Below are 19,384 nucleotides of genomic sequence, written 5' to 3'. Positions count from 1 at the left end.
GCGGCTGCGCGCTCGTCGCTCACGGTGCGACTCCGATCGTGGAAAGTCCGGTCTCCTCGGGGAACCCGAGGGCGATGTTCATGCTCTGCACCGCGCCGCCGGCGGTGCCCTTGGTGAGGTTGTCGATGGCGCTGATCGCGATGACGCGGCCGGCCGTCTCGTCGTACGCGACCTGGACCTGGACGGCGTTGGAGCCGTAGACGGAGGCGGTCGCGGGCCACTGCCCCTCGGGCAGGAGGTGGACGAACGGCTCGTCGGCGTACGCCTTCTCGTACGCGGCGCGTACGTCCTCGGCCGTGGTGCCCGGCTTGGCCTTGGCGCTGCAGGTGGCGAGGATGCCGCGGGCCATGGGGGCGAGGGTCGGGGTGAAGGAGACGGTGACCTTCTCGCCCGCCACGGCGCCGAGGTTCTGCATCATCTCGGGCGTGTGGCGGTGGCCGCCGCCGACGCCGTACGGGGACATGGAGCCCATGACCTCGGAGCCGAGCAGGTGCGGCTTGAGCGCCTTGCCCGCGCCGGAGGTGCCGGTGGCGGCGACGATCACGGCGTCCGGCTCGACGAGGCCGCTGCCGTACGCCGGGAAGAGCGCGAGCGATACGGCCGTGGGGTAGCAGCCGGGCACCGCGATGCGCTTGGACCCCTCCAGCGCGGCGCGGGCGCCCGGCAGCTCGGGGAGGCCGTAGGGCCAGGTCCCGGCGTGCGGGGAGCCGTAGAACTTCTCCCAGTCGGCGGCGTCCTGCAGCCGGAAGTCGGCGCCCATGTCGACGACGAGGACATCGTCGCCGAGCTGCTCGGCGACGGCGGCGGACTGGCCGTGCGGCAGGGCCAGGAAGACGACATCATGCCGACGGCCCTGCCCGGCGAGGACCTCGGCGGTGGTCGGCTCCAGCACCCGGTCCGCGAGCGGCAGCAGGTGCGGCTGGAGCCCGCCGAAGCGCTGGCCCGCGTTGGAGTTGCCGGTCAGGGCGCCGATCTCGACGCGGGGGTGGGCGAGGAGCAGACGGAGGAGCTCTCCACCCGCGTATCCACTCGCGCCCGCCACTGCTGCTCGTACTGCCATCGGTCCTCCTCGGTGATGGCATGACTATACGCAGCTCCGCAGCTTTATGCAAAGGGTCGGCGGCTCCGCTCAGGCGGAGCCTCCTGGCATGATCCTCGACCATGGAGGACCGGTGTAAGCAGGCAGGCCATGGGGTGCGTTTCGAGTGGGGTCCGATCGGCGCAGAGCGCCTGGCGGCGGACGTCGCCTGTCTGGTGATCGTCGATGTGCTCTCGTTCACCACGTCGGTGACGGTCGCGGTGGAGGCGGGGACACGGGTCTATCCCTATCGGTGGCGGGATGAGAGTGCCTCGGTGTTCGCCGACCAGGTGAACGCCGCGTTGGCCGTAGGGCGCCGCGCAGCTACACGTACGTCTCCTTGGACGCTCTCTCCGGCCGCTTTGCGACGCGCCCCGTTCACACCGCGACTGGTGCTTCCGTCACCCAACGGGTCGGCCATCGCCTCCGCGGCCGGCGACGCCACCGTCGTCGCGGCGTCGCTGCGCAATGCGGCCGCTGTGAGCAGCTGGCTCGCCGCCAACGGTTACGGATCCGCCGAGCGCCCTGTCGGGGTGATCGCCTCTGGTGAACGCTGGCCGGACGGCAGTCTCCGGCCCTCGCTTGAGGACCTGCTGGGTGCAGGAGCAGTGGTCGCCGGGCTGAGGAAACTCGGCAGCGGCTCGCTCTCCCCCGAAGCCGACGCGGCGGCGGGGGTCTTCGCGTCGACCTCCGACGCGGGCGCCGCCGTCGCCGCCTGCGCTTCCGGACGGGAACTCGCCGCAGGGGGGTTTGCCGACGACGTCGCCATCGCGATCGAACTCGACGGCTCCGCTGTCGTTCCCCTCCTCACCGACGGGGCCTTCGCGCCTGCGGGATGATCGTGAGCCGTCGCATGGCTCGCACCCGCTCGGCCCCGGACTTCCCGATCGGGAACGCGCATCAGGGAGCGACCGGGCGCTCGAAGAAGGTCTCGAGCACCACGGTGGCCTGCGTGCCGCTGACGCCGTCGATCGCGTAGATACGGCGCAGCACGTCCTGGAGCTGCTCGGTCGTCGAGGTCCTGACCTTGACGAGGACGGACGCGCTGCCCGCGATGACGTGGGCTTCCTGGATCTCCGGGATGGCGGAGAACCGGTCGCCGGAGTCACCCACCCATTGCGTCGAGTCCACCATGACGAAGGCGAGCACACCCCGGCCGATCGCCATGGGGTCGACTTCCACGGCCGTCCGCCGGATGACACCCCGCTCCCGCAGTTTGCGTACGCGTTCATGGGTCGCCCCCGCCGACAGCCCGACGGCCTGGCCCAGCGCGGCGTACGACTGTGTGGCGTCCTGCTGGAGGAGGGCGAGCAGGTGCCGGTCGACGTCGTCCAACGAATCTCCTTCGGGTAAGTCCTTGATCCATCGAATGTCGTTCTGCATAGTAAGGCTTTGTTCGACTTACATTCGCCGAGGGTGAGGATGCCGCATGTCCAGTGAGCGACCGCCGTTGTACGAGGTCCTCGATGACCGGTTCCGCACGGGCAGGTGCAACGCGGGCGACTCGAGGCTGGAGAAGCTGTACGAGGGCAGCCGCTGGGCCGAGGGGCCGGTCTACGTCCCGGCCGGCCGGTACCTGGTGTGGAGCGACATTCCCAACGACCGGCTCCTCCGCTGGGACGAGACCACCGGGACGGTCGGCGTCTTCCGCTCACCCGCCGGTCACCCCAACGGCAACACGCTGGACGCCGAGGGCCGGCTCGTCACCTGCGAGCAGGGCAACCGCCGGGTCACCCGCACCGAACACGACGGTTCGGTCACCGTGATCGCCGACCGCTACCAGGGCAAGCGCCTGAACAGCCCGAACGACGCGGCGGTGAAGTCCGACGGGTCCATCTGGTTCTCCGACCCCGACTTCGGGATCACCAGCGACTACGAGGGCCACCGCGCCGAGAGCGAGATCGGTGCCTGCAACGTCTACCGCGTGGATCCCCGCAGCGGTGAGGTGCGGCTGGTCGCGGACGGTCTCCGCGGCCCGAACGGGCTCGTCTTCTCCCTCGACGAACGCCGCTTGTACGTCTCGGACAGCCGGGCCAACCACATCCGCGTCTTCGACGTCCACGAGAACGGCACCCTCACCGGCGGTGACGTCTTCGCCGAGTGCAAGATCGGCAACTTCGACAACATCCGCTTCGACGACGACGGCCGGCTCTGGGCCGCCGCCATGGACGGCGGCGTCCACTGCTACGACCCGGACGGCACGCTCCTCGGCCGCCTTCTGGTCCCCGACCCCGTCGCGAACATCCGCTTCGGAGGCGCCAAGCGCAACCGCTTGTTCATCGCCGCCGACACCGCGCTGTACTCCGTCGTCATGGGCGTCACCGGCCCGCCGCCCCTGCCGGCGGCGCGCGGGGACCACGCCCGGCGCAGTGGTTGAGGCCGGCGTCGCGCGTCCGTGACGGCGCCCGCCGCCGGGCCCTGGCCGGCTTCCAGGCCGAGGAGCACGCCGCGGGCTCCCGGGCGCGGCCGGGCCGTCAGGCGGTGTTCGTCACCACGCGCATCCCGCCCGGCCCGTTGACGGCCTCGCCCAGCGCCAGGTAGAGGCCCGGTACGTCGGTGATGGGCCGGCCGTCCAGCTCGTACACGCCTCCGGCGCGCCGGTCCTGGTGCCGGAGGCGACAGCCCCGCTCCCGGACGAGGTCGAGCCAGGCCCCTCGCCGACGGGTCCCGTACCGTTCCCGCCCGCGATGATCGCCGTCCACCTGCACGGGGGGGGGCATGCCCGGATCAGGTGGAACCCGGGAGGCCATTTCCGGCGGAAACGTTCAGTCGCCGGCGCCGACGTACGCCGCGAGGTGCTCGCCGGTGAGGGTGGAGCGGGCGGCGACGAGGTCGGCGGGAGTGCCCTCGAAGACGATCCGGCCGCCGTCGTGGCCGGCGCCGGGGCCGAGGTCGATGATCCAGTCGGCGTGCGCCATGACCGCCTGGTGGTGCTCGATGACGACGACCGACTTGCCGGAGTCGACCAGCCGGTCCAGCAGGCCGAGCAGCTGCTCGACGTCGGCGAGGTGGAGGCCGGTGGTCGGCTCGTCGAGGACGTACACACCGCCCTTCTCCGCCATGTGCGTGGCGAGCTTCAGCCGCTGCCGCTCGCCGCCGGAGAGCGTGGTGAGCGGCTGGCCCAGGGTGAGGTAGCCGAGCCCGACGTCGGCGAGCCGCGCCAGGATCCTGTGGGCCGCCGGGGTGCGCGCCTCGCCGGTGGCGAAGAACTCCTCGGCCTCGGTCACCGGCATCGCGAGCACCTCGCTGATGTCGCGCCCACCGAGGTGGTGGTCGAGGACGGACGCCTGGAACCGCTTGCCCTCGCACTCCTCGCAGGGGGTGGCGACACCGGCCATCATCGCCAGGTCGGTGTAGATGACGCCGGCGCCGTTGCAGGTGGGGCAGGCGCCCTCGCTGTTGGCGCTGAAGAGCGCGGGCTTGACTCCGTTGGCCTTGGCGAAGGCCTTGCGGATCGGGTCGAGCAGCCCGGTGTACGTCGCGGGGTTGCTGCGCCGCGAGCCGCGGATCGGAGTCTGGTCGATGGACACCACACCCTCGGAGGCGGGGATCGACCCGTGGATGAGCGAGCTCTTGCCGGAGCCGGCCACCCCGGTGACCACGCACAGCACCCCGAGTGGGACGTCGACGTCGACGTCCCGGAGGTTGTTCGCCGTCGCGCCGCGGATCTCCAGCGTGCCGGTGGGCTTGCGCACCGCCTCCCTGAGCGCGGCCCGGTCGTCGAGGTGGCGGCCGGTGACGGTGTCGGCGGCCCGCAGCCCCTCGACGATGCCCTCGAAGCAGACCGTGCCGCCCGCCGTACCGGCGCCGGGGCCGAGGTCGACGACGTGGTCGGCGATGGCGATCACCTCGGGCTTGTGCTCCACGACGAGGACGGTGTTGCCCTTGTCGCGCAGCCGCAGCAGCAGGTCGTTCATCCGCTGGATGTCGTGGGGGTGCAGGCCGGCGGTCGGCTCGTCGAAGACGTACGTGACGTCGGTGAGCGAGGAGCCGAGGTGGCGGATCATCTTGACGCGCTGCGCCTCGCCGCCCGACAGCGTGCCCGACGGCCGGTCGAGCGAGAGGTAGCCGAGCCCGATCTCCACGAAGGAGTCCAGGGTCTGCCGCAGCGAGGCCAGCAGCGGCGCCGCCGAGGGCTCGTCGAGGTCGCGGACCCAGGCGGCGAGGTCGCTGATCTGCATCGCGCAGGCGTCGGCGATGCTGATGCCCCGGATCTTGGACGAGCGGGCCGCCTCGGTGAGCCGGGTGCCGTCGCACTCGGGGCAGGTGGCGAAGGTGACCGCCCGGTCCACGAACGCCCGGATGTGCGGCTGGAGCGCCTCCCGGTCCTTGGACAGCATCGACTTCCGGAGCTTCGGGATCAGCCCCTCGTAGGTGAGGTTGATGCCCTCGACCTTGATCTTGGTCGGCTCCTTGTGGAGGAGGGCGTACAGCTCCTTCTCGGTGAAGTCGCGGATCGGCTTGTCGGGGTCGAAGAAGCCGCAACCGGTGTAGATGCGGCCGTACCAGCCGTCCACGCTGTAACCGGGGACGGTGAGCGCGCCCTCGTTGAGCGACTTGGTGTCGTCGTACAGCTGCGACAGGTCGACGTCGGAGACCCTGCCCATGCCCTCGCAGCGCGGGCACATACCACCGGTGATCTTGAAGTCGCGCCGCTCCTTCACGGTCTTGCCGCCGCGTTCCAGGGTGACCGCGCCGGCGCCGCTGATGGAGGCGACGTTGAAGGAGAAGGCCTGCGGCGAGCCGATGTGCGGGTGGCCGAGCCGGCTGAAGAGGATGCGCAGCATGGCGTGGGCGTCGGTGACGGTGCCCACCGTGGAGCGGGGGTTGGCGCCCATCCGCTGCTGGTCGACGATGATCGCGGTCGTCAGGCCCTCGAGTACGTCGACGTCGGGGCGGGCCAGCGTCGGCATGAAGCCCTGCACGAAGGCGCTGTACGTCTCGTTGATCAGCCGCTGCGACTCCGCGGCGACGGTGTCGAACACGAGCGAGCTCTTGCCCGAACCGGAGACTCCGGTGAAGACCGTCAGCCGGCGCTTCGGGATCTCCAGGCTGACGTCCTTGAGGTTGTTCACGCGTGCGCCGTGCACGCGGATCAGATCGTGGCTGTCGGCGGTGTGCGGCACGGGCGACTGCGGGTCCGTCGTCGTGGCCATGCTCATCGTCTCTCCATCTGTGGGGCGGGCGGGGCGGAGGGGCCGGCGATCTCTCGGCGTCGGGGAAGTATGCCCCGCGCCGGGGAGCGCGGTCACTGTGGGCCGCGCTCCCCGGCGACTGGTCTTCGGGCGGCCGAGTCGCTTGCCCGGCACCGGAGTTGGAGCCTCCGGCGGCGGGGCGGCGGGCCCGGCCGAAGCCGGTCGTTACCGCTTGCGGGGCTGGTTGAAGCGGAGCATGTTGCCGGCCGGGTCGCGGAAGGCGCAGTCGCGGACGCCGTACGGCTGGTCGATCGGCTCCTGCAGCACCTCGCCGCCGGCGGCCCGGATGCGTTCGAAGGTGGCGTCGCAGTCGTCCGTGGTGAAGATGACGCCGCGCAGCATGCCCTTGGCCAGCAGCTCGGCCATCGCCTGCCGGTCGGCGGGCGAGGCGTTGGGGTCGGCGAGCGGCGGTTCGAGGACGATCTCCACGCCCGGCTGCGTGGGCGAGCCGACGGTCACCCAGCGCATCCCCTCGAACGCGACGTCGTTGCGCACCTCGAGGCCGAGGACGTCGCGGTAGAAGGCGAGCGCCTTGTCATGGTCGTCGACGGCGATGAAGCACTGTGAGAGTTTGATGTCCATGCCGTCGACGCTACGAGGCGGCGGCCGCTTCCGCTTCTCCGATCCTGACCGGTTCTTCTCCGGTCCCGGCCGGTCCTTCTTCCGCCTCGGCCGGTCGTTCTTCGGCCCCGGCCGGTCGTTCCTCGGCCCCGGCCGGTGCGCGGTCCCGGGACGGCCGGGTGAGGACCTTGGCGACGCAGGCCGGGATCGCGGCACCGGCCTCGTGGGAGCGGGCCCGGTAGGCGCTGGGGCTCTCGCCGACGAGCTCGGTGAAGCGCGAGCTGAACGACCCGAGCGAGGTACACCCCACCGCGAAGCAGACCTCGGTCACGCTCATGTCGCCTCGCCGCAGCAGCGCCTTCGCCCGCTCGATACGGCGGGTCATCAGGTAGTTGTACGGCGTCTCCCCGAAGGCGGCGCGGAAGCTGCGGGAGAAGTGCCCCGCCGACATGAGGGCGACCTTGGCCAGCGCGGGCACGTCCAGCGGCTGCGCGTAGTCGCGGTCCATCACGTCGCGGGCGCGCCGCAGCCGTACCAGGTCCTCCAGGGTCGCCATACGCACCAGGATGGCATGCGGCCGGGGGGCTGCGCGGGCGGAACGTCGTCGACCCCCTTGACGAGTGGGCACGCGCCCCCTACAAGTGGGCGTATGCCCACTTCGCCTGAGCGAGGCCGTCCGTCCGGACGGGGACCTCACCAACACCGGCACGTGGCCGAGTCGTTCGGCACGGACGCCGAGCGCTACGACCGCGCCCGGCCCCGCTACCCCCAGGCCCTTGTCGAGCGGATCGTCACCGCCGGCCCGGGCCCGCGCGTCCTCGACGTCGGGTGCGGCACCGGCATCGCCGCCCGCCAGTTCCGGGCGGCCGGCTGCCGGGCCCTCGGGGTCGAGCCCGACCCGCGCATGGCCGACCGGGCGCGGCGGCTCGGGACCGAGGTGGAGGTGGCGACGTTCGAAGCCTGGGACCCGGCCGGCCGGAGGTTCGACGCGGTCGTCGCCGGCCAGGCGTGGCACTGGATCGACCCCGTCGCGGGAGCGGCCAAGGCCGCGCGCGTACTGCGCCCCGGCGGGCTGCTGGCGCCGTTCTGGAATGTGTTCCGGTTGCCGCCCGACCTGGCGGAAGCCGTCTCCGAGGTCTGCCGACGGGCGCTGCCCGACGCGCCGTTCGACCACGACGCGATGGCGCAGGGCTCCCTGGACGCGTACGAGGCGGTCTTCGCCAAGGCCGCCGACGGGATGCGCGAAGCCGGTGGCTTCAGCAAGCCGGAGCAGTGGCGCTTCGACTGGGAGTGGTCCTACACGCGGGACGCGTGGCTGGACCAGTTGCCCACCCAGGGTGCCTTCACCCGGCTCCCGCCCGACAAGCTGGCGGAGGTGCTGGAGGGTGTCGGGGCCGCCGTCGACGCGCGGGGCGGCGGTTTCACCATGCGGTACGTCACGGTGGCGGTCACCGCGGTCCTCGACGGCGGAGCCGGAGCCGGGGGCGGCCCCGAAAGCGGGACCGGAAGCGACACCGGAACCGGAGCCAGGGACGGAGGCCGGGACTGATGCCGACAGGCGTGGCCATCCGCGACCCGCGCGAGCAGCTCTTCGACGCCGCCGAGCGCGTCCTGCTCCGGGCCGGGCCGAACGCGCTGACCAGCCGGGCGGTCACCACGGAGGCCGGGTGCGCCAAGGGGGTCCTGCACCGGCACTTCGCCGACTTCGACGCCTTCCTCGCCGAGCTCGTACGGGACCGGGTCCAGCGCATCGACGACCAGGCCGCCGCCCTGCGGGCCGCCGCCGGGACCGGCACCGTCACGGGCAACGTCACCGACGCGCTGATGGAGCTCTTCCGGTCGGTCGCCGTGGCGATCGTCGCCCTCGTCATCTCCCGGGACGAGCTGCGCGCCCGCCTGCGCCGGGGCCGGCCGGCCGGCGTCCCGGCCCTGTCCGAAGCGGCCGCGATGATCGCCTCGTACCTGTCCGCCGAGCGGGAGCTGGGCCGCGTCGACGCCCACGCGGACGTCGACACCCTCGCTCCCACCCTCATCGGCGCCGTGCACCTGCTGTTCGCCGACCGGGAAGGCGTTCCACCGGAGGCAGAGGCCGTCGGCAGGGTCGTGGACGCGGTCCTCGCCGGCGTCGTACGTCGGTGATCCGAACCAGGTCTTCCAGGGCCGCCATACGCTCCGGAGCGGCACGCGGCCGGGCGCCGGGGGCGGGGGCCGGGGGCCGGGGCAAGCCGTGGGCAGACGGCCTTCGGGGACAATGGGCCGATGCCGGGACAGAGGAAGAGGAAGAACCGGGAGCAGGCCGCGAGCCGACGGGCCGCCGTCCGCACAGCTCCCGGGGCAGGCCGCTGGGAAGTGGTGTTCGAGACGCAGGACGAGTCGGAGTGGCGCACGTACCTGCGCCGTCTGCGGACGTCGACGGGGCAGCCCGACGGGGCGATGACCCGGATCGACACGCTCTGCGGGCGGCTGACGCAGCCGACCACCTACCGGCTGAGCCGCTTCGTGCCGGACGCGGCGCCGTAGGAGTCCCCGCCGCCGGTCACGCGGCCCGTGGCTCAGTACCCGGCCGGGCGCACCACGCCCGTCTCGTACGCGAAGACCGCCGCCTGGGTCCGGTCGCGCAGGCCCAGCTTGACGAGGATCCGGCCGACGTGGGTCTTCACGGTCTGCTCCGCGACGACCAGCCGCTCGGCGATCTCCGCGTTGGACAGGCCCTGCGCGATCAGCGACAGGACCTCGGTCTCGCGTTCCGTCAGGTCGCCGGCGCGGCCCTGGCGCGGCGTGCGGGCGTTGCGGGCACTGCGGGTCACGCGGGTGAACTCGGCGATGAGCCGCTTGGTGATCGTGGGCGCGAGCAGCGCCTGGCCGTCGGCCACGACCCGGACCGCCTGGGCGAGTTCCTCGGCGGAGGCGTCCTTGAGGAGGAAGCCGGAGGCGCCGGCGCGCAGCGCCTCGTACACGTACTCGTCGAGGTCGAAGGTGGTCAGGACCAGGACGCGGGCGGTGGCGCCGGGTGCCGCGGTGATGCGGTGCGTGGCCTCGATGCCGCCGAGGCCGGGCATGCGGATGTCCATCAGGACGACGTCGGGGGCGAGTTCGGCGACCTTGGCGACGGCGTCGAGGCCGTCCACGGCCTGGCCGACGACCTCGATGCCCGGCTCGGCGTCGAGCAGCACCGTGAAGCCCTGGCGGACCATCATCTGGTCGTCGGCGATCAGGACGCGGATGGGGGACGTCATGCGGTGTCCTCACAGGGGTGGATGGGGTGCGTCGGCAGGACCGCGGTCACCTCGTAACCGCCGTCCGGGGTGGGCCCGGTGGCGAGGTCGCCGCCGAGCATCGCGGTGCGCTCGCGCATGCCGAGCAGACCGTGTCCGGCGCCCGGCGAGGGCGCGGCCGGACGGGCCGGCGGGGTGTTGGTGACGCGGACGGTGAGCGCGGCGGGGTGGTATCCCGTCTCCACGCGCACCTCCGCACCGGGCGCGTGCCGCATCGTGTTGCTGAGCGCCTCCTGCACGATCCGGAACGCCGACAGCTCGACGCCCGGCGGCAGCGGGCGCCGTTCCCCGGTGGTGCGGGCGGTGACGGTGACACCGGCGCCGCGCACGCCCGCGAGGAGCTCGTCCAGCTGGGCGAGCGTCGGCTGCGGGGCGTGGCGTCCGCCCTCGGTGGCGGCCTCCTCGGAGCGCAGGACGCCGAGGACGCGGCGGAGTTCGGTGAGGGCCTCGACGGCGCTCTGGCGGATGCCGGCGAGGTTCTCGCGCAGCGCGTCGGGCGGGTCGGCGACGAGGTGCCGGGCGACCTGCGCCTGGATGGAGATGACCGACATGTGGTGGGCGACCACGTCGTGCAGCTCGCGCGCGATCCGGTGGCGCTCCTCCAGCAGCGTGCGCCGGGCGCGTTCCTCGGCGGTGAGCTCCTCCTGGACGCTCAGTTCGGTACGGGCGACCTGGCGCCCGCGCAGGGCCGCGCCGAGCACCGTCGCCCCCACCAGGACCGGAACGGCCAGAAGGACGCTCCCGAGGCGGTACCCGGAGCCCACGGCGTCCAGCATCAGCACGATCCCCGCCAGCACGGTGATGACCAGTGCCATGGCCGCGGCGCGCAGCCGGACCCGCAGGGCGAGCAGGAACAGCAGGCCCGCCTGCACGCCGAGTCCACCGGATGTCCACGGGTACGGCACCCCCACATGGGGCAGGAGCGGGCCCGGCGCCCAGGGGTGCGGGTCGACGGCGCCGTCGGCAAGGGGCTGCGCGGCCATGGCCATGACGAGCGTCGCCGCCCACCAGGCCGGAACCGGGAAGTACAGCCCGGCGACGAGCGCCGCCGCCTGGACGCAGGCGAACAACACGCCCAGCCCGCTGCCCAGCCCGTAGTCGGAGCCGTACTCCTCCGCGCCCACGACGACCAGCATCGCGGCGGTCAGGACCAGCGGGACCAGGAGAGCGGGCCGCCAGTCGAGCCAGCGCGGCGCGCGGGCTCCCGGCAGCCGTTCCGGGTCCACCGTCAACAGGTCCTCGCGCAGGGCGCGTACGACCGCACGCGGGCCCCTCACCCACCGCTCCCCCACCGTCCCCCTGGTCACATGGCTCACCCTAGGCACGCCGCGCCTCCGTCTCCCGCGCGGGGCCGCCCGTGCGCACCACGCGGCTCGCGCCCGGCCCGGAGCGCTTGCCCGGCGGTTCCTGCTCGTACGTACGGAACGCCACCCAGCACACCAGCAGCGCAAGCGCGAACAGCGGCAGCCAGGCGAGCCGGGCCGCGATCCAGCCGGCGCCGTCCGGGACGGTGTGCAGCCCCGGCAGGGGCCCGTCCGCGAGCAGGCCGAGCGCGGTGACGGCCATCATCGCCGTCTGGTGCCAGAGGAAGACCGTCATCGCGGAGAGGTTCACCAACGCCACGGCCGCCCACGCCCCGGGCCGCCTCAGCACCCGCCGCAGTGGGCCGATGAGCAGCAGCGCCGCGCCGCACTGGGCGACGCCGAAGGTGACGGCGGCGAGCGTCGGCGGGTTGAGGTTGGAGACGGCGGCACCGGGCACGCCCACCATGGACGCCGGGTAACCGGCGACCAGGACGAGGCCGGCGGTGGCGGCGGCGCCGACGGCGACCAGCGCCCATCCCGTCGTACGCCCCGGCAGGCCGTCCCGCGCCCACAGCGCGCCCAGGCAGTACGGCACGAGCCAGCCGGCCGCCACGTTGACCCAGCCGAGCGCGTCCGGGCTGCCGAGGCCGAAGCGCACCAGGTCGACGTGGAGCACGACGGCGAGCGGCCACAGCGGGTGCAGCCGCGCGACGAGCGGGGTCGCCGCCGTCAGCGCCGCGAAGACGAGCAGGAACCACAGCGGCGACAGCACCAGCTTGAGCAGGGTGTGGACGGTCCCGGCGCCCGCCCCGGCGGCGAGCATCGCGCCCGCCGCCACGGCCCACACCGCCGCCACGGCGGCCACCGGCCGGGACAGCCGCACCAGGCGCGCGCCCAGCCACCGGCGGTACCCCGTGCCGTCGGCGCGGGCCGCCGCGTGACTCCGTGCGGCCACGTAACCGCCCGCCAGGAAGAAGACGGCGAGGGTCTGCAGCAGCCAGGAGACGGGGGCGAGGTGGGGCAGGTACGACAGCGGGCTGGTGGCGCGGACCGTGCCGCTGTCGGCGACCAGGGCCGTCACCAGCCAGTGCCCGAGGACCACGCCGAGGATGGCGAGGGCGCGCAGGCCGTCGACGGCGCGGTCACGGCCGGGCGGGGTGGCGGCGTCGATCCGCCGGACGAGTTCACGCATCGGGAACCTCCCCGGAGACGATGCGGGCGATGTTGCGCAGAGGTACGGAGCCGGGTCCGAGGTAGTCGCTGTGGCCGCCCGGGCCCGCGTCGAAGGGGCGGGCGCCGAACTCCGGCGACACCGGGTCGGTCCCGAACCCGACGGTGGCGAGGAGCGGGATCCGGAGCCGTACGTGCGGGACGTCGGCGATCCAGTCGGCGGCGCCCCGGCCCGCCCAGACGGTGGCCGTGGTGCGCAGCTGCCGGACGGTGCCGGTGCGGCCCGTGCCCGGGCTGCCGTACAGGACGATGTCGGCGAGCGGCAGGCCCGGGGCGGCGTCGGCGCAGACGACGGAGCCGTAGGAGTGGCAGAGCAGGGAGATCCGGGCGGCGGGCTTGGCGCGGGCCAACTCCCTGACGAAGCCCGCCAGTCGCGGCCCGGCGTCGGCGGCGCGGCCGTCCGTCAGGGCCTCGGGGCCCAGGGTGCGCGGCGTCTCGTAGCCGAGCCAGGCGACGACGGCCGCCCGGTCGCCCAGTTCGCGCTGGAGCGCCACGGCGCCGGCATGGAAGCGGCCGTACGTGTCGAGGCCGGTGTCGGCGCCGGGTACGAGGACCGCGACGCGGTCGGCGCGTGCCAGGTCCCCGACGACCTCGGCGGTGCGGCCGCCGTCGCGGCCGTCGAAGTGGAGGAAGCGGCGTTCCGGTTGCGCCATCGCGCGCAGCGCGGCCGCCCGTCGGCGGTCGCCGTGGTCGGCGGCCGTGCGCGCGGCCGCGCGGAGGGAGTCCCGGTTGACGGCGTAGCGCGCGTCGAGCGCCCCGGGCTCGGCCGTGGCGGCCGTGAGCGGTGCGAGGCGGGCCGGAGCCGGCGCGGGTACGGCGGAGGGGCGGGCGGCGGCCGACACCGGCAGCGCCACCGAGGTGGTGAGGAGCGCGGCGAGCAGGGCGCGGCGCAGGCGGGACGCCATGGAGGTTCCTTCCGTACCGGAGGGGGTGTGGGGCGGCTTGTGGTCCGGACGTTAGGGACCGGGCCGGGTGATCCGCGTCCCGCCGGGGAGGGCATCCGGGCCCTGGCTCTCAGGTATGACGGGTAGGGGGAGGAGCCATCGGTTGTGTGGGATTCCCATAAACACGGACGGCCGGAATCCGTGGAGGTACGCACCTGACCATGGATCGGTTCGCTGGCAGAGTGACCAGCGAAGTGATCTTGTTGTGTGGTGTTGATAAAGGAGGGTGTGGCAGTGAGCGCTTACACGGGTGACGTGGTGGTGACGGGTCTCGGCGCCACCACCCCGCTCGGCGGGGACGCGGCGGCCACCTGGGCCGGGATGCTGGCCGGCCGGTCGGGGATCCGCCCCATCGAGGAGGAGTGGGCGGCCGGGCTGCCCGTGCGGATCGCGGGCCGGCTCGCGGTCGAGCCCACCGAGGTCCTGGACCGCGTGCAGGCCCGGCGTATGGACCGCTGCGAGCAGGTCGCGCTCGTCGCCGCGCGGGAGGCGTGGGCCGACGCGGGGGCTCCGGAGGTCGAGCCGGAGCGGCTGGCCGTGGTGATCGGTACGGGCACGGGCGGGGCGCTGACCATGCTCGGCCAGGACGACGTGCTGGAGGCGTCCGGGGTCCGGCGGGTCTCCCCGCACACGGTGCCGATGCTGATGGCGAACGGCCCGGCCGCCTGGGTCAGCATCGAGCTCGGCGCCCGTGGCGGTGCGCACACCCCGGTGAGCGCCTGCGCGTCGGGCGCGGAGGCGATCGCCATGGGCCTGGACCTGATCCGGCTGGGCCGGGCGGACGTGGTGGTGGCGGGCGGCGCCGAGGCGTGCATCTGCCCGCTCCCACTGGCTGGGTTTGCACAGGCCAGGGCGCATTCGACGCGCAACGACGACCCGGAGCGGGCGTCCCGGCCCTTCGACGTGGACCGGGACGGCTTCGTCATCGGCGAGGGCGCGGGCGTGGTGGTGCTGGAGCGCGCGGACTTCGCGGCGGCGCGGGCGGCCCGCGCCCACGCGGCGCTCGCCGGGGCGGGCGTGACGTCGGACGCGTACCACATCACGGCCGCGCACCCGGAGGGCCAGGTCCGCGCGATGCGCCTGGCGCTGGCGGCGGCGGGGCTGTCGCCGCTGGACATCGCGCACGTCCAGGCCCACGCGACGTCGACGCCCCAGGGCGATGTGACGGAGGCGCGGTCGGTGGCCGAGGCGATCGGGACGCACCCGGCCGTGACGGCGACGAAGTCGATGACGGGTCACCTCTTCGGCGCGGCGGGGGCGGTGGGCGCGCTGGCCGCGATCATGGCGGTGCGCGAGGGCGTCGTCCCGCCGACGGTGAACGTCGAGACGCTGGACCCGGAGGTGAGGCTGGACGTCGTCACCGGCGGGCCGCGCCGGGGGCCGGTGGGCGCGGCGCTGACGAACGCGTTCGGCTTCGGCGGGCACAACGCGTCGCTGGTGTTCACGGCGGCGCGGTAAAGACCGCTCGCCGGGTCCGGAACAGGGGCAAGGGCAGGGGCGTCGAACGGACCTGGTGCCAGGTGCTACCGCTTCGCCGCCCGCAGGACCACGAACTTCGGGTCGCTCGCGACGGTCTCGCAGTTGCCGAAGATCCGCCGCAGCGTCACGTGGTAGCCCAGGTGCCGGTTGCCGATGACCCACAGCTCGCCGCCGGGCCGCAACGCGCGGCGGGCGTCGGTGAACATGCGCCGGGCCGTGCGGTCGGTGGTCGCCTGGTGGCTGTGGAAGGGAGGGTTGTTGAGGACGAGGTCCACGGACTCCGCGGGGACGTCCGCGAGCCCGTCGCCGACGAGGAACTCCGCCTTCGTCCCGGCCGGGGCGCTCTCCCGGTACGTCTCCTCCGCCGACGCGACGGCCTGGTACGACTCGTCGGCGAAGACCAGCTCCGCTTCCGGGTCGGCGAGCGCCACCGCGAGGCCGACGACGCCGTTGCCGCAGCCGAGGTCGACGACGCGGCGGCGGCCCGGGCCCGTCGTCGGCAGGTGCCGGAGGAAGAAGCGCGTGCCGATGTCGAGGCGGTCGGCGCAGAAGATGCCGGCGTGGTTGACGACGCTCCGGCCGGCCACGGGGGCGGGGGCGTCGCCGGGCAGCGCGTACCGGTAGGGCCAGGGGCTCGGGCCGCGCGGCAGCGACGGGTCCGGCGTGGAGAAGATGAGGCGGGCCTTCTTGACGGCCAGCGAGGTGCGGGTGGGGCCGACGAGCCGCTCGAAGAGCTTCAGCGTGGAGGTGTGGATCTCCTTGACCATGCCGGTGCCGACGACGACCGTCCCCGCGTGCAGCGCGGGGGCGAGGCGGTGCAGCTGGTCCTCCAGGAGCGCGAGGTTCTTGGGGACGCGGACGAGCAGCGCGTCGATGCGGTCGGGCGGGGTGTCGCGGGTGGTGAGGAGCCGTACGGACCTCTCCTCGATCCCGTTGCGGGCGAGGTTGGCGCGGGTGGCCTCGCGGGCGAGGAAGGAGTCGGTGATCTGTACGGGGCCGAGCCCGGCGAGCGAGGTGACCAGCGCGCCCCACCGGTCGCCGACCACGACCACGGTGCCGGAGAGGTCCGGGGACGCCTCCGCCAGGTGCCGCAGCAGGTACTCGTCGGCGGCGTCCCAGGCGCGCAGCGGATCGCGCGGGTCCTCGGGGAAGCGGGCGAGCTCGGCATCGCCCCAGGGCGTGGTCAGACGGTTCATCGTGACCTCAGGCTAACCGCTCGGCCGCGGCCTACTGGAATCGGAGCGCCATCCAGTGCTCGGGCACGTCCAGGGCCCGGAAGCCGACCTTCTCGTACACGCCGTGCGCGTCCTCGGTGGCGAGCATGACGCGTTTGACGCCCAGCGGGGCGAAGTGGTCGCGGACCGCCTCGACGAGGGCGGTTCCCAGGCCCTTGCCGCGGGCGGCGCGGTCGACGTAGACGTCGCAGAGCCAGGCGAAGGTGGCGTGGTCGGTGACGGCGCGGGCGTAGCCGACGAGTTCACCGGAGCCGGTCTCGTACAGGCCGAAGTTGAGCGATCCGTCGATGGCCCGGTCCTGTTTGTCGCGGCTGCGGCCGAGCGCCCAGTACGCGTCGGTCGACAGCCAGTGGTGGACGCGGGCACGGTCGAGGCGGGCGGGGTCGGTGGAGATCTCGTACGCGCCCAGGGCGCCGCCGCTCGCCGCCGGGCCGTTCGCCGTCAGAGGGTTCGCCGTCAGGGGGTTCGCCGTCGTCGTCTCGTCCATGATCGGACTCTGGCAGGGCGGGGGCCGATTGTCAGTGGCGCGTGCCACGCTTTTTGTTGGGCGGTTCGCCACGGTCAGCGCCGCAGTTCGTCGCGGGCGGCGCGCAGCCGGCGTACGCCCTCGGCGAGCTCGGCCGGTCCGGCGACGGCGGCGAAGCCGAGGCGTACGTGCCCGGCGGGTGGTTCGGCGCAGAAGTAGGGGCGGCCGGGGGCGACGGCGACGCCCGCGCGCAGGGCGGCGGCGACCAGGGCGGGCTCGTCGAGGGTGTCGGGGAGGCGGAGCCAGAGCTGGTGACCGCCGGAGGGGAGGTGGGTGAGGGCGAGTTCGGGCAGGTGCAGGGCGAGCCCGGCGGCCAGGGCGTTGCGCCGGGACGTCAACTCGGCTGCTACGGACCGGAGGTGACGGCTCCACGCGGGAGACCCGACGAGCTCCAGCGCGGCTTCCTGCAGGGGTCGCGGTACGAAGAACGTGTCGACGACCTGGATGGCGCGCAGCCGTTCCAGCACCGGGCCGCGCGCGGCCAGCGCGCCGACCCTCAGGCTGGGCGAGGCGATCTTGGTGAGCGAGCGGACGTGGACGACGACGCCGTCCGGGTCGTCGGCGGCGAGCGGCGCGGGGAGCGGGCCCGCGTCCTCGTGGACGAGGTGGCGGGCGAAGTCGTCCTCGACGACGAAGGCACCGGCCTCGCGGGCGATGCGCACCACCTCGCGGCGCCGCTCGACGGGGAGGGCCGCGCCGGTGGGGTTCTGGAAGAGCGGCTGGACGACGAAGACGCGCGCGCCGGTGGCCCGGAAGGCGGCGGCCAGCAGGTCGGGACGGACGCCGTCGCGGTCGGTCGGTACGGGCACGGGGCGCAGCCCGGCGGCGCGGGCGACGGCCAGCATGCCCGGATAGGTGGGCGATTCGACGAGGACGGGCGCGCCGGGCGGGGCGAGGGCCCGCAGCGCGGTGGCGATCGCGGCCTGGCCGCCCGCGGTGATGAGGACGTCCGCCGCCGTGACGGTGCCGCCGATCTCGCGGGCGAACCAGTCGCGCAGCTCGTGCAGCCCCTCGGTGGGCGGCCGGCTCCAGGCGCCGGGGCGCCGGCCGGCGCGGGCGAGCGCGGCGGCGAGGGCCCGTTCGGGCTGGAGGGAGGGGTGCAGGTAGCCGCCGTTGAACTCGACCACGCCGGTGGGCGGCGCGGCGAGGGTGACGAGAACGCCCGAGGCGTCGACGGAGCGCGGGACGAGCTCGGTCGCGGAGTCGGCGCTGAGGGCGACCTCCTGCCAGGAGGTGTCGCCGGCCGCCGGTGTGCCGGCGGCGCGCGGCTGGGCCCGGAAGGCGCCCGCTCCGGGCCGGGTGACGACCAGGCCCTCGGCGGCGAGCCGGGCCAGGGCGCGGGAGACGGTGACCGGGGAGACCCGGTAGCGCTCGACCAGGGCCCGACTGGACGGCAGCTTTCCACCTGGAGAGTAGCGGTCCAACTCCTGCTTCAGGGTGGCCGCCAGTTCAGCGACGCTGCTACGCTCGTGCATGACAGCACAGAATAGCGCTACCACCTCTAACGCGATAGCAGTGCAGGGCTCAGCCACCCCACGCACGGAGCCCAGGACCCCGGCCTCCGGGACGGGCGCCCCCCGGGCGGCCGCCTCCGGCACGACCGCCCGTTCCGGGACGACCACCTCCGGGACGGCCGACCGTCGCGGCGTGGGTACGCTGCTCGCCGCGCTGGGCGTGGTGTCCTTCTCGCTCACCTTCCCCTCCACCGCCTGGGGGCTGGAGAGCTTCGGCCCCTGGTCGCTCGTCGCCGTCCGCTCCACGCTCGCCGCGGTGATCGCCGGAGCCTTCCTGCTCGCCCTGCGCGTACCGGTCCCGGACCGCCGCCACTGGGCCGGGCTCGCGGTGGTCGGCGGCGGTGTCGTGGTGGGGTTCCCGCTGCTGACCACGCTGGCGCTGCAGTCCTCGACCACCTCACACGCGGCCGTGGTCGTAGGACTCCTGCCGCTGACGACCGCCGTGTTCGCGGCCGTGCGTACCGGGAGGCGGCCGTCGCGCACCTTCTGGGCGGCCGCGCTGGCCGGGGCGGCGGTGGTGATCGCGTTCACCGTGCAGCAGAGCGGCGGCGACCTGTCGGCCGGCGATCTGTACCTCTTCGCGGCGCTGCTGGTGTGCGCGGCCGGATACACCGAGGGCGGCCGGCTCGCCGGGGTGATGCCGGGCTGGCAGGTCATCGGCTGGGCGCTGGTGATGTGCCTGCCGCTCGCCGTGGCCGGTTCGGCGGTCGCGCTGGCCTTCGAGCCGGTGCGGCTGACCACGCACGGCGTCGTGGGCCTGGTGTGGGTGGCGGCCGGGTCGACCTTCTTCGGCCTGTACGTCTGGTACCGGGGCATGGCGGCGGTGGGTATCGCCCGGGCCAGCCAGCTCCAGCTCGCCCAGCCGCTCCTGACCCTGGTCTGGTCGGTGTGGCTGCTGGGCGAGGCGGTCTCGCCCGCCGCGCCACTGGCGGCCGGCGCGGTCCTCGTGTGCATCGCGGTGACCCAGCGGACCGGCTCCTGAGCCCTCCGTCCGCCGCCCCGAAGTGACGCGGGACACACCTGCGGACGTAAACTCCCCATAC

The 19,384-nt window shown here is 73.9% G+C and carries 19 protein-coding genes and 1 pseudogene; 7 read left to right on the top strand and 13 right to left on the bottom strand.

Features of this window, described 5'->3' with window-relative positions:
• Nucleotides 1-19: 19 nt before the first annotated feature.
• The gene (gene argC, locus ACZ42X_RS16640; protein WP_468289866.1) at nt 20-1,060 is read right to left on the bottom strand and encodes an N-acetyl-gamma-glutamyl-phosphate reductase; all 1,041 of its coding nucleotides are present in this window, start codon (nt 1,058-1,060) and stop codon (nt 20-22) included.
• Nucleotides 1,061-1,161: 101 nt separating this feature from the next.
• On the opposite strand from argC, the gene ACZ42X_RS16635 reads away from it, so the two are divergent.
• Nucleotides 1,162-1,917 (top strand): 2-phosphosulfolactate phosphatase, encoded by a 756-nt coding sequence (locus ACZ42X_RS16635; protein ID WP_468289863.1) that lies wholly within the window; start codon nt 1,162-1,164, stop codon nt 1,915-1,917.
• Between the two features lie 61 nt (nt 1,918-1,978).
• On the opposite strand, the gene ACZ42X_RS16630 is transcribed toward ACZ42X_RS16635, so the two are convergent.
• Nucleotides 1,979-2,413 carry an Lrp/AsnC family transcriptional regulator gene (locus ACZ42X_RS16630; RefSeq protein ID WP_468289860.1) on the bottom strand — a complete coding sequence of 145 codons (435 nt, stop codon included), beginning with the start codon at nt 2,411-2,413 and terminating at the stop codon, nt 1,979-1,981.
• A gap of 94 nt (nt 2,414-2,507) precedes the next feature.
• Here ACZ42X_RS16630 and ACZ42X_RS16625 point away from each other — a divergent pair, with 94 nt between their 5' ends.
• Nucleotides 2,508-3,455 (top strand): SMP-30/gluconolactonase/LRE family protein, encoded by a 948-nt coding sequence (locus ACZ42X_RS16625; protein WP_468289857.1) that lies wholly within the window; start codon nt 2,508-2,510, stop codon nt 3,453-3,455.
• A 124-nt stretch (nt 3,456-3,579) separates the two neighbouring features.
• On the opposite strand, the pseudogene ACZ42X_RS16620 reads toward ACZ42X_RS16625, so the two are convergent.
• The 4 genes and pseudogenes from ACZ42X_RS16620 to ACZ42X_RS16605 all read right to left on the bottom strand — a co-directional run.
• A pseudogene (locus ACZ42X_RS16620) lies at nt 3,580-3,744 on the bottom strand (barstar family protein); the annotation flags it as partial.
• A gap of 99 nt (nt 3,745-3,843) precedes the next feature.
• Entirely contained in the window at nt 3,844-6,240 is a 2,397-nt protein-coding gene (locus ACZ42X_RS16615) for an ATP-binding cassette domain-containing protein (RefSeq protein ID WP_468289854.1), read from the bottom strand.
• Between the two features lie 198 nt (nt 6,241-6,438).
• Complete coding sequence (locus ACZ42X_RS16610; protein WP_468289851.1) at nt 6,439-6,855, bottom strand: VOC family protein; 417 nt, start codon at nt 6,853-6,855, stop codon at nt 6,439-6,441.
• Nucleotides 6,856-6,865: 10 nt separating this feature from the next.
• Nucleotides 6,866-7,390, bottom strand: a complete 525-nt coding sequence (locus tag ACZ42X_RS16605) for a helix-turn-helix transcriptional regulator (RefSeq protein WP_468289849.1) — start codon at nt 7,388-7,390, stop codon at nt 6,866-6,868.
• 93 nt (nt 7,391-7,483) lie between these two features.
• On the opposite strand from ACZ42X_RS16605, the gene ACZ42X_RS16600 reads away from it, so the two are divergent.
• The 3 genes from ACZ42X_RS16600 to ACZ42X_RS16590 all read left to right on the top strand — a co-directional run bounded on the left by ACZ42X_RS16600 (nt 7,484) and on the right by ACZ42X_RS16590 (nt 9,354).
• Nucleotides 7,484-8,383 carry a class I SAM-dependent methyltransferase gene (locus ACZ42X_RS16600; protein ID WP_468289846.1) on the top strand — a complete coding sequence of 300 codons (900 nt, stop codon included), beginning with the start codon at nt 7,484-7,486 and terminating at the stop codon, nt 8,381-8,383.
• Nucleotides 8,383-8,973, top strand: a complete 591-nt coding sequence (locus tag ACZ42X_RS16595) for a TetR/AcrR family transcriptional regulator (protein ID WP_468289843.1) — start codon at nt 8,383-8,385, stop codon at nt 8,971-8,973. The genes ACZ42X_RS16600 and ACZ42X_RS16595 overlap by 1 nt, the downstream gene beginning before the upstream one ends.
• A 120-nt stretch (nt 8,974-9,093) precedes the next feature.
• Nucleotides 9,094-9,354, top strand: coding sequence for a hypothetical protein (locus ACZ42X_RS16590; protein WP_468289841.1), 261 nt, complete (start codon nt 9,094-9,096; stop codon nt 9,352-9,354).
• 32 nt (nt 9,355-9,386) lie between these two features.
• Here ACZ42X_RS16590 and ACZ42X_RS16585 read toward each other — a convergent pair whose 3' ends face one another.
• Genes ACZ42X_RS16585 through ACZ42X_RS16570 form a run of 4 tightly spaced genes read right to left on the bottom strand, consistent with a single transcriptional unit; the run spans nt 9,387 to nt 13,548 of the window.
• Nucleotides 9,387-10,070, bottom strand: coding sequence for a response regulator (locus ACZ42X_RS16585; RefSeq protein ID WP_468289838.1), 684 nt, complete (start codon nt 10,068-10,070; stop codon nt 9,387-9,389).
• Nucleotides 10,067-11,386 (bottom strand): sensor histidine kinase, encoded by a 1,320-nt coding sequence (locus ACZ42X_RS16580; protein ID WP_468289836.1) that lies wholly within the window; start codon nt 11,384-11,386, stop codon nt 10,067-10,069. The genes ACZ42X_RS16585 and ACZ42X_RS16580 overlap by 4 nt, the downstream gene beginning before the upstream one ends.
• A 40-nt stretch (nt 11,387-11,426) precedes the next feature.
• Nucleotides 11,427-12,605, bottom strand: coding sequence for an acyltransferase family protein (locus ACZ42X_RS16575; protein WP_468289833.1), 1,179 nt, complete (start codon nt 12,603-12,605; stop codon nt 11,427-11,429).
• On the bottom strand, nt 12,598-13,548 hold the full coding sequence (locus ACZ42X_RS16570) for an alpha/beta hydrolase (RefSeq protein ID WP_468289830.1): 951 nt from the start codon (nt 13,546-13,548) through the stop codon (nt 12,598-12,600). The genes ACZ42X_RS16575 and ACZ42X_RS16570 overlap by 8 nt, the downstream gene beginning before the upstream one ends.
• A gap of 273 nt (nt 13,549-13,821) precedes the next feature.
• Here ACZ42X_RS16570 and ACZ42X_RS16565 point away from each other — a divergent pair, with 273 nt between their 5' ends.
• Nucleotides 13,822-15,045 carry a beta-ketoacyl-[acyl-carrier-protein] synthase family protein gene (locus tag ACZ42X_RS16565; protein WP_468289827.1) on the top strand — a complete coding sequence of 408 codons (1,224 nt, stop codon included), beginning with the start codon at nt 13,822-13,824 and terminating at the stop codon, nt 15,043-15,045.
• Between the two features lie 65 nt (nt 15,046-15,110).
• On the opposite strand, the gene ACZ42X_RS16560 is transcribed toward ACZ42X_RS16565, so the two are convergent.
• From ACZ42X_RS16560 to ACZ42X_RS16550, 3 genes are all read right to left on the bottom strand, one after another.
• A complete protein-coding gene (locus ACZ42X_RS16560) occupies nt 15,111-16,262 on the bottom strand; it encodes a methyltransferase (protein WP_468289824.1) in 1,152 nt (383 codons plus the stop codon).
• A 31-nt stretch (nt 16,263-16,293) separates the two neighbouring features.
• Complete coding sequence (locus ACZ42X_RS16555; RefSeq protein WP_468289821.1) at nt 16,294-16,788, bottom strand: GNAT family N-acetyltransferase; 495 nt, start codon at nt 16,786-16,788, stop codon at nt 16,294-16,296.
• Nucleotides 16,789-16,862: 74 nt separating this feature from the next.
• Nucleotides 16,863-18,302, bottom strand: coding sequence for an aminotransferase-like domain-containing protein (locus ACZ42X_RS16550; protein WP_468289819.1), 1,440 nt, complete (start codon nt 18,300-18,302; stop codon nt 16,863-16,865).
• On the opposite strand from ACZ42X_RS16550, the gene ACZ42X_RS16545 reads away from it, so the two are divergent.
• Complete coding sequence (locus ACZ42X_RS16545) at nt 18,301-19,323, top strand: DMT family transporter (RefSeq protein ID WP_468289816.1); 1,023 nt, start codon at nt 18,301-18,303, stop codon at nt 19,321-19,323. The two genes, ACZ42X_RS16550 and ACZ42X_RS16545, sit on opposite strands and share 2 nt — an antisense overlap.
• Nucleotides 19,324-19,384 lie beyond the last annotated feature (61 nt).

The sequence above is a fragment of the Streptomyces sp. NPDC030862 genome (genome assembly GCF_055571835.1).
The sequence above is the reverse complement of the archived record's forward strand: the minus strand, read 5'-3'. Positions and strand labels throughout refer to the sequence as shown.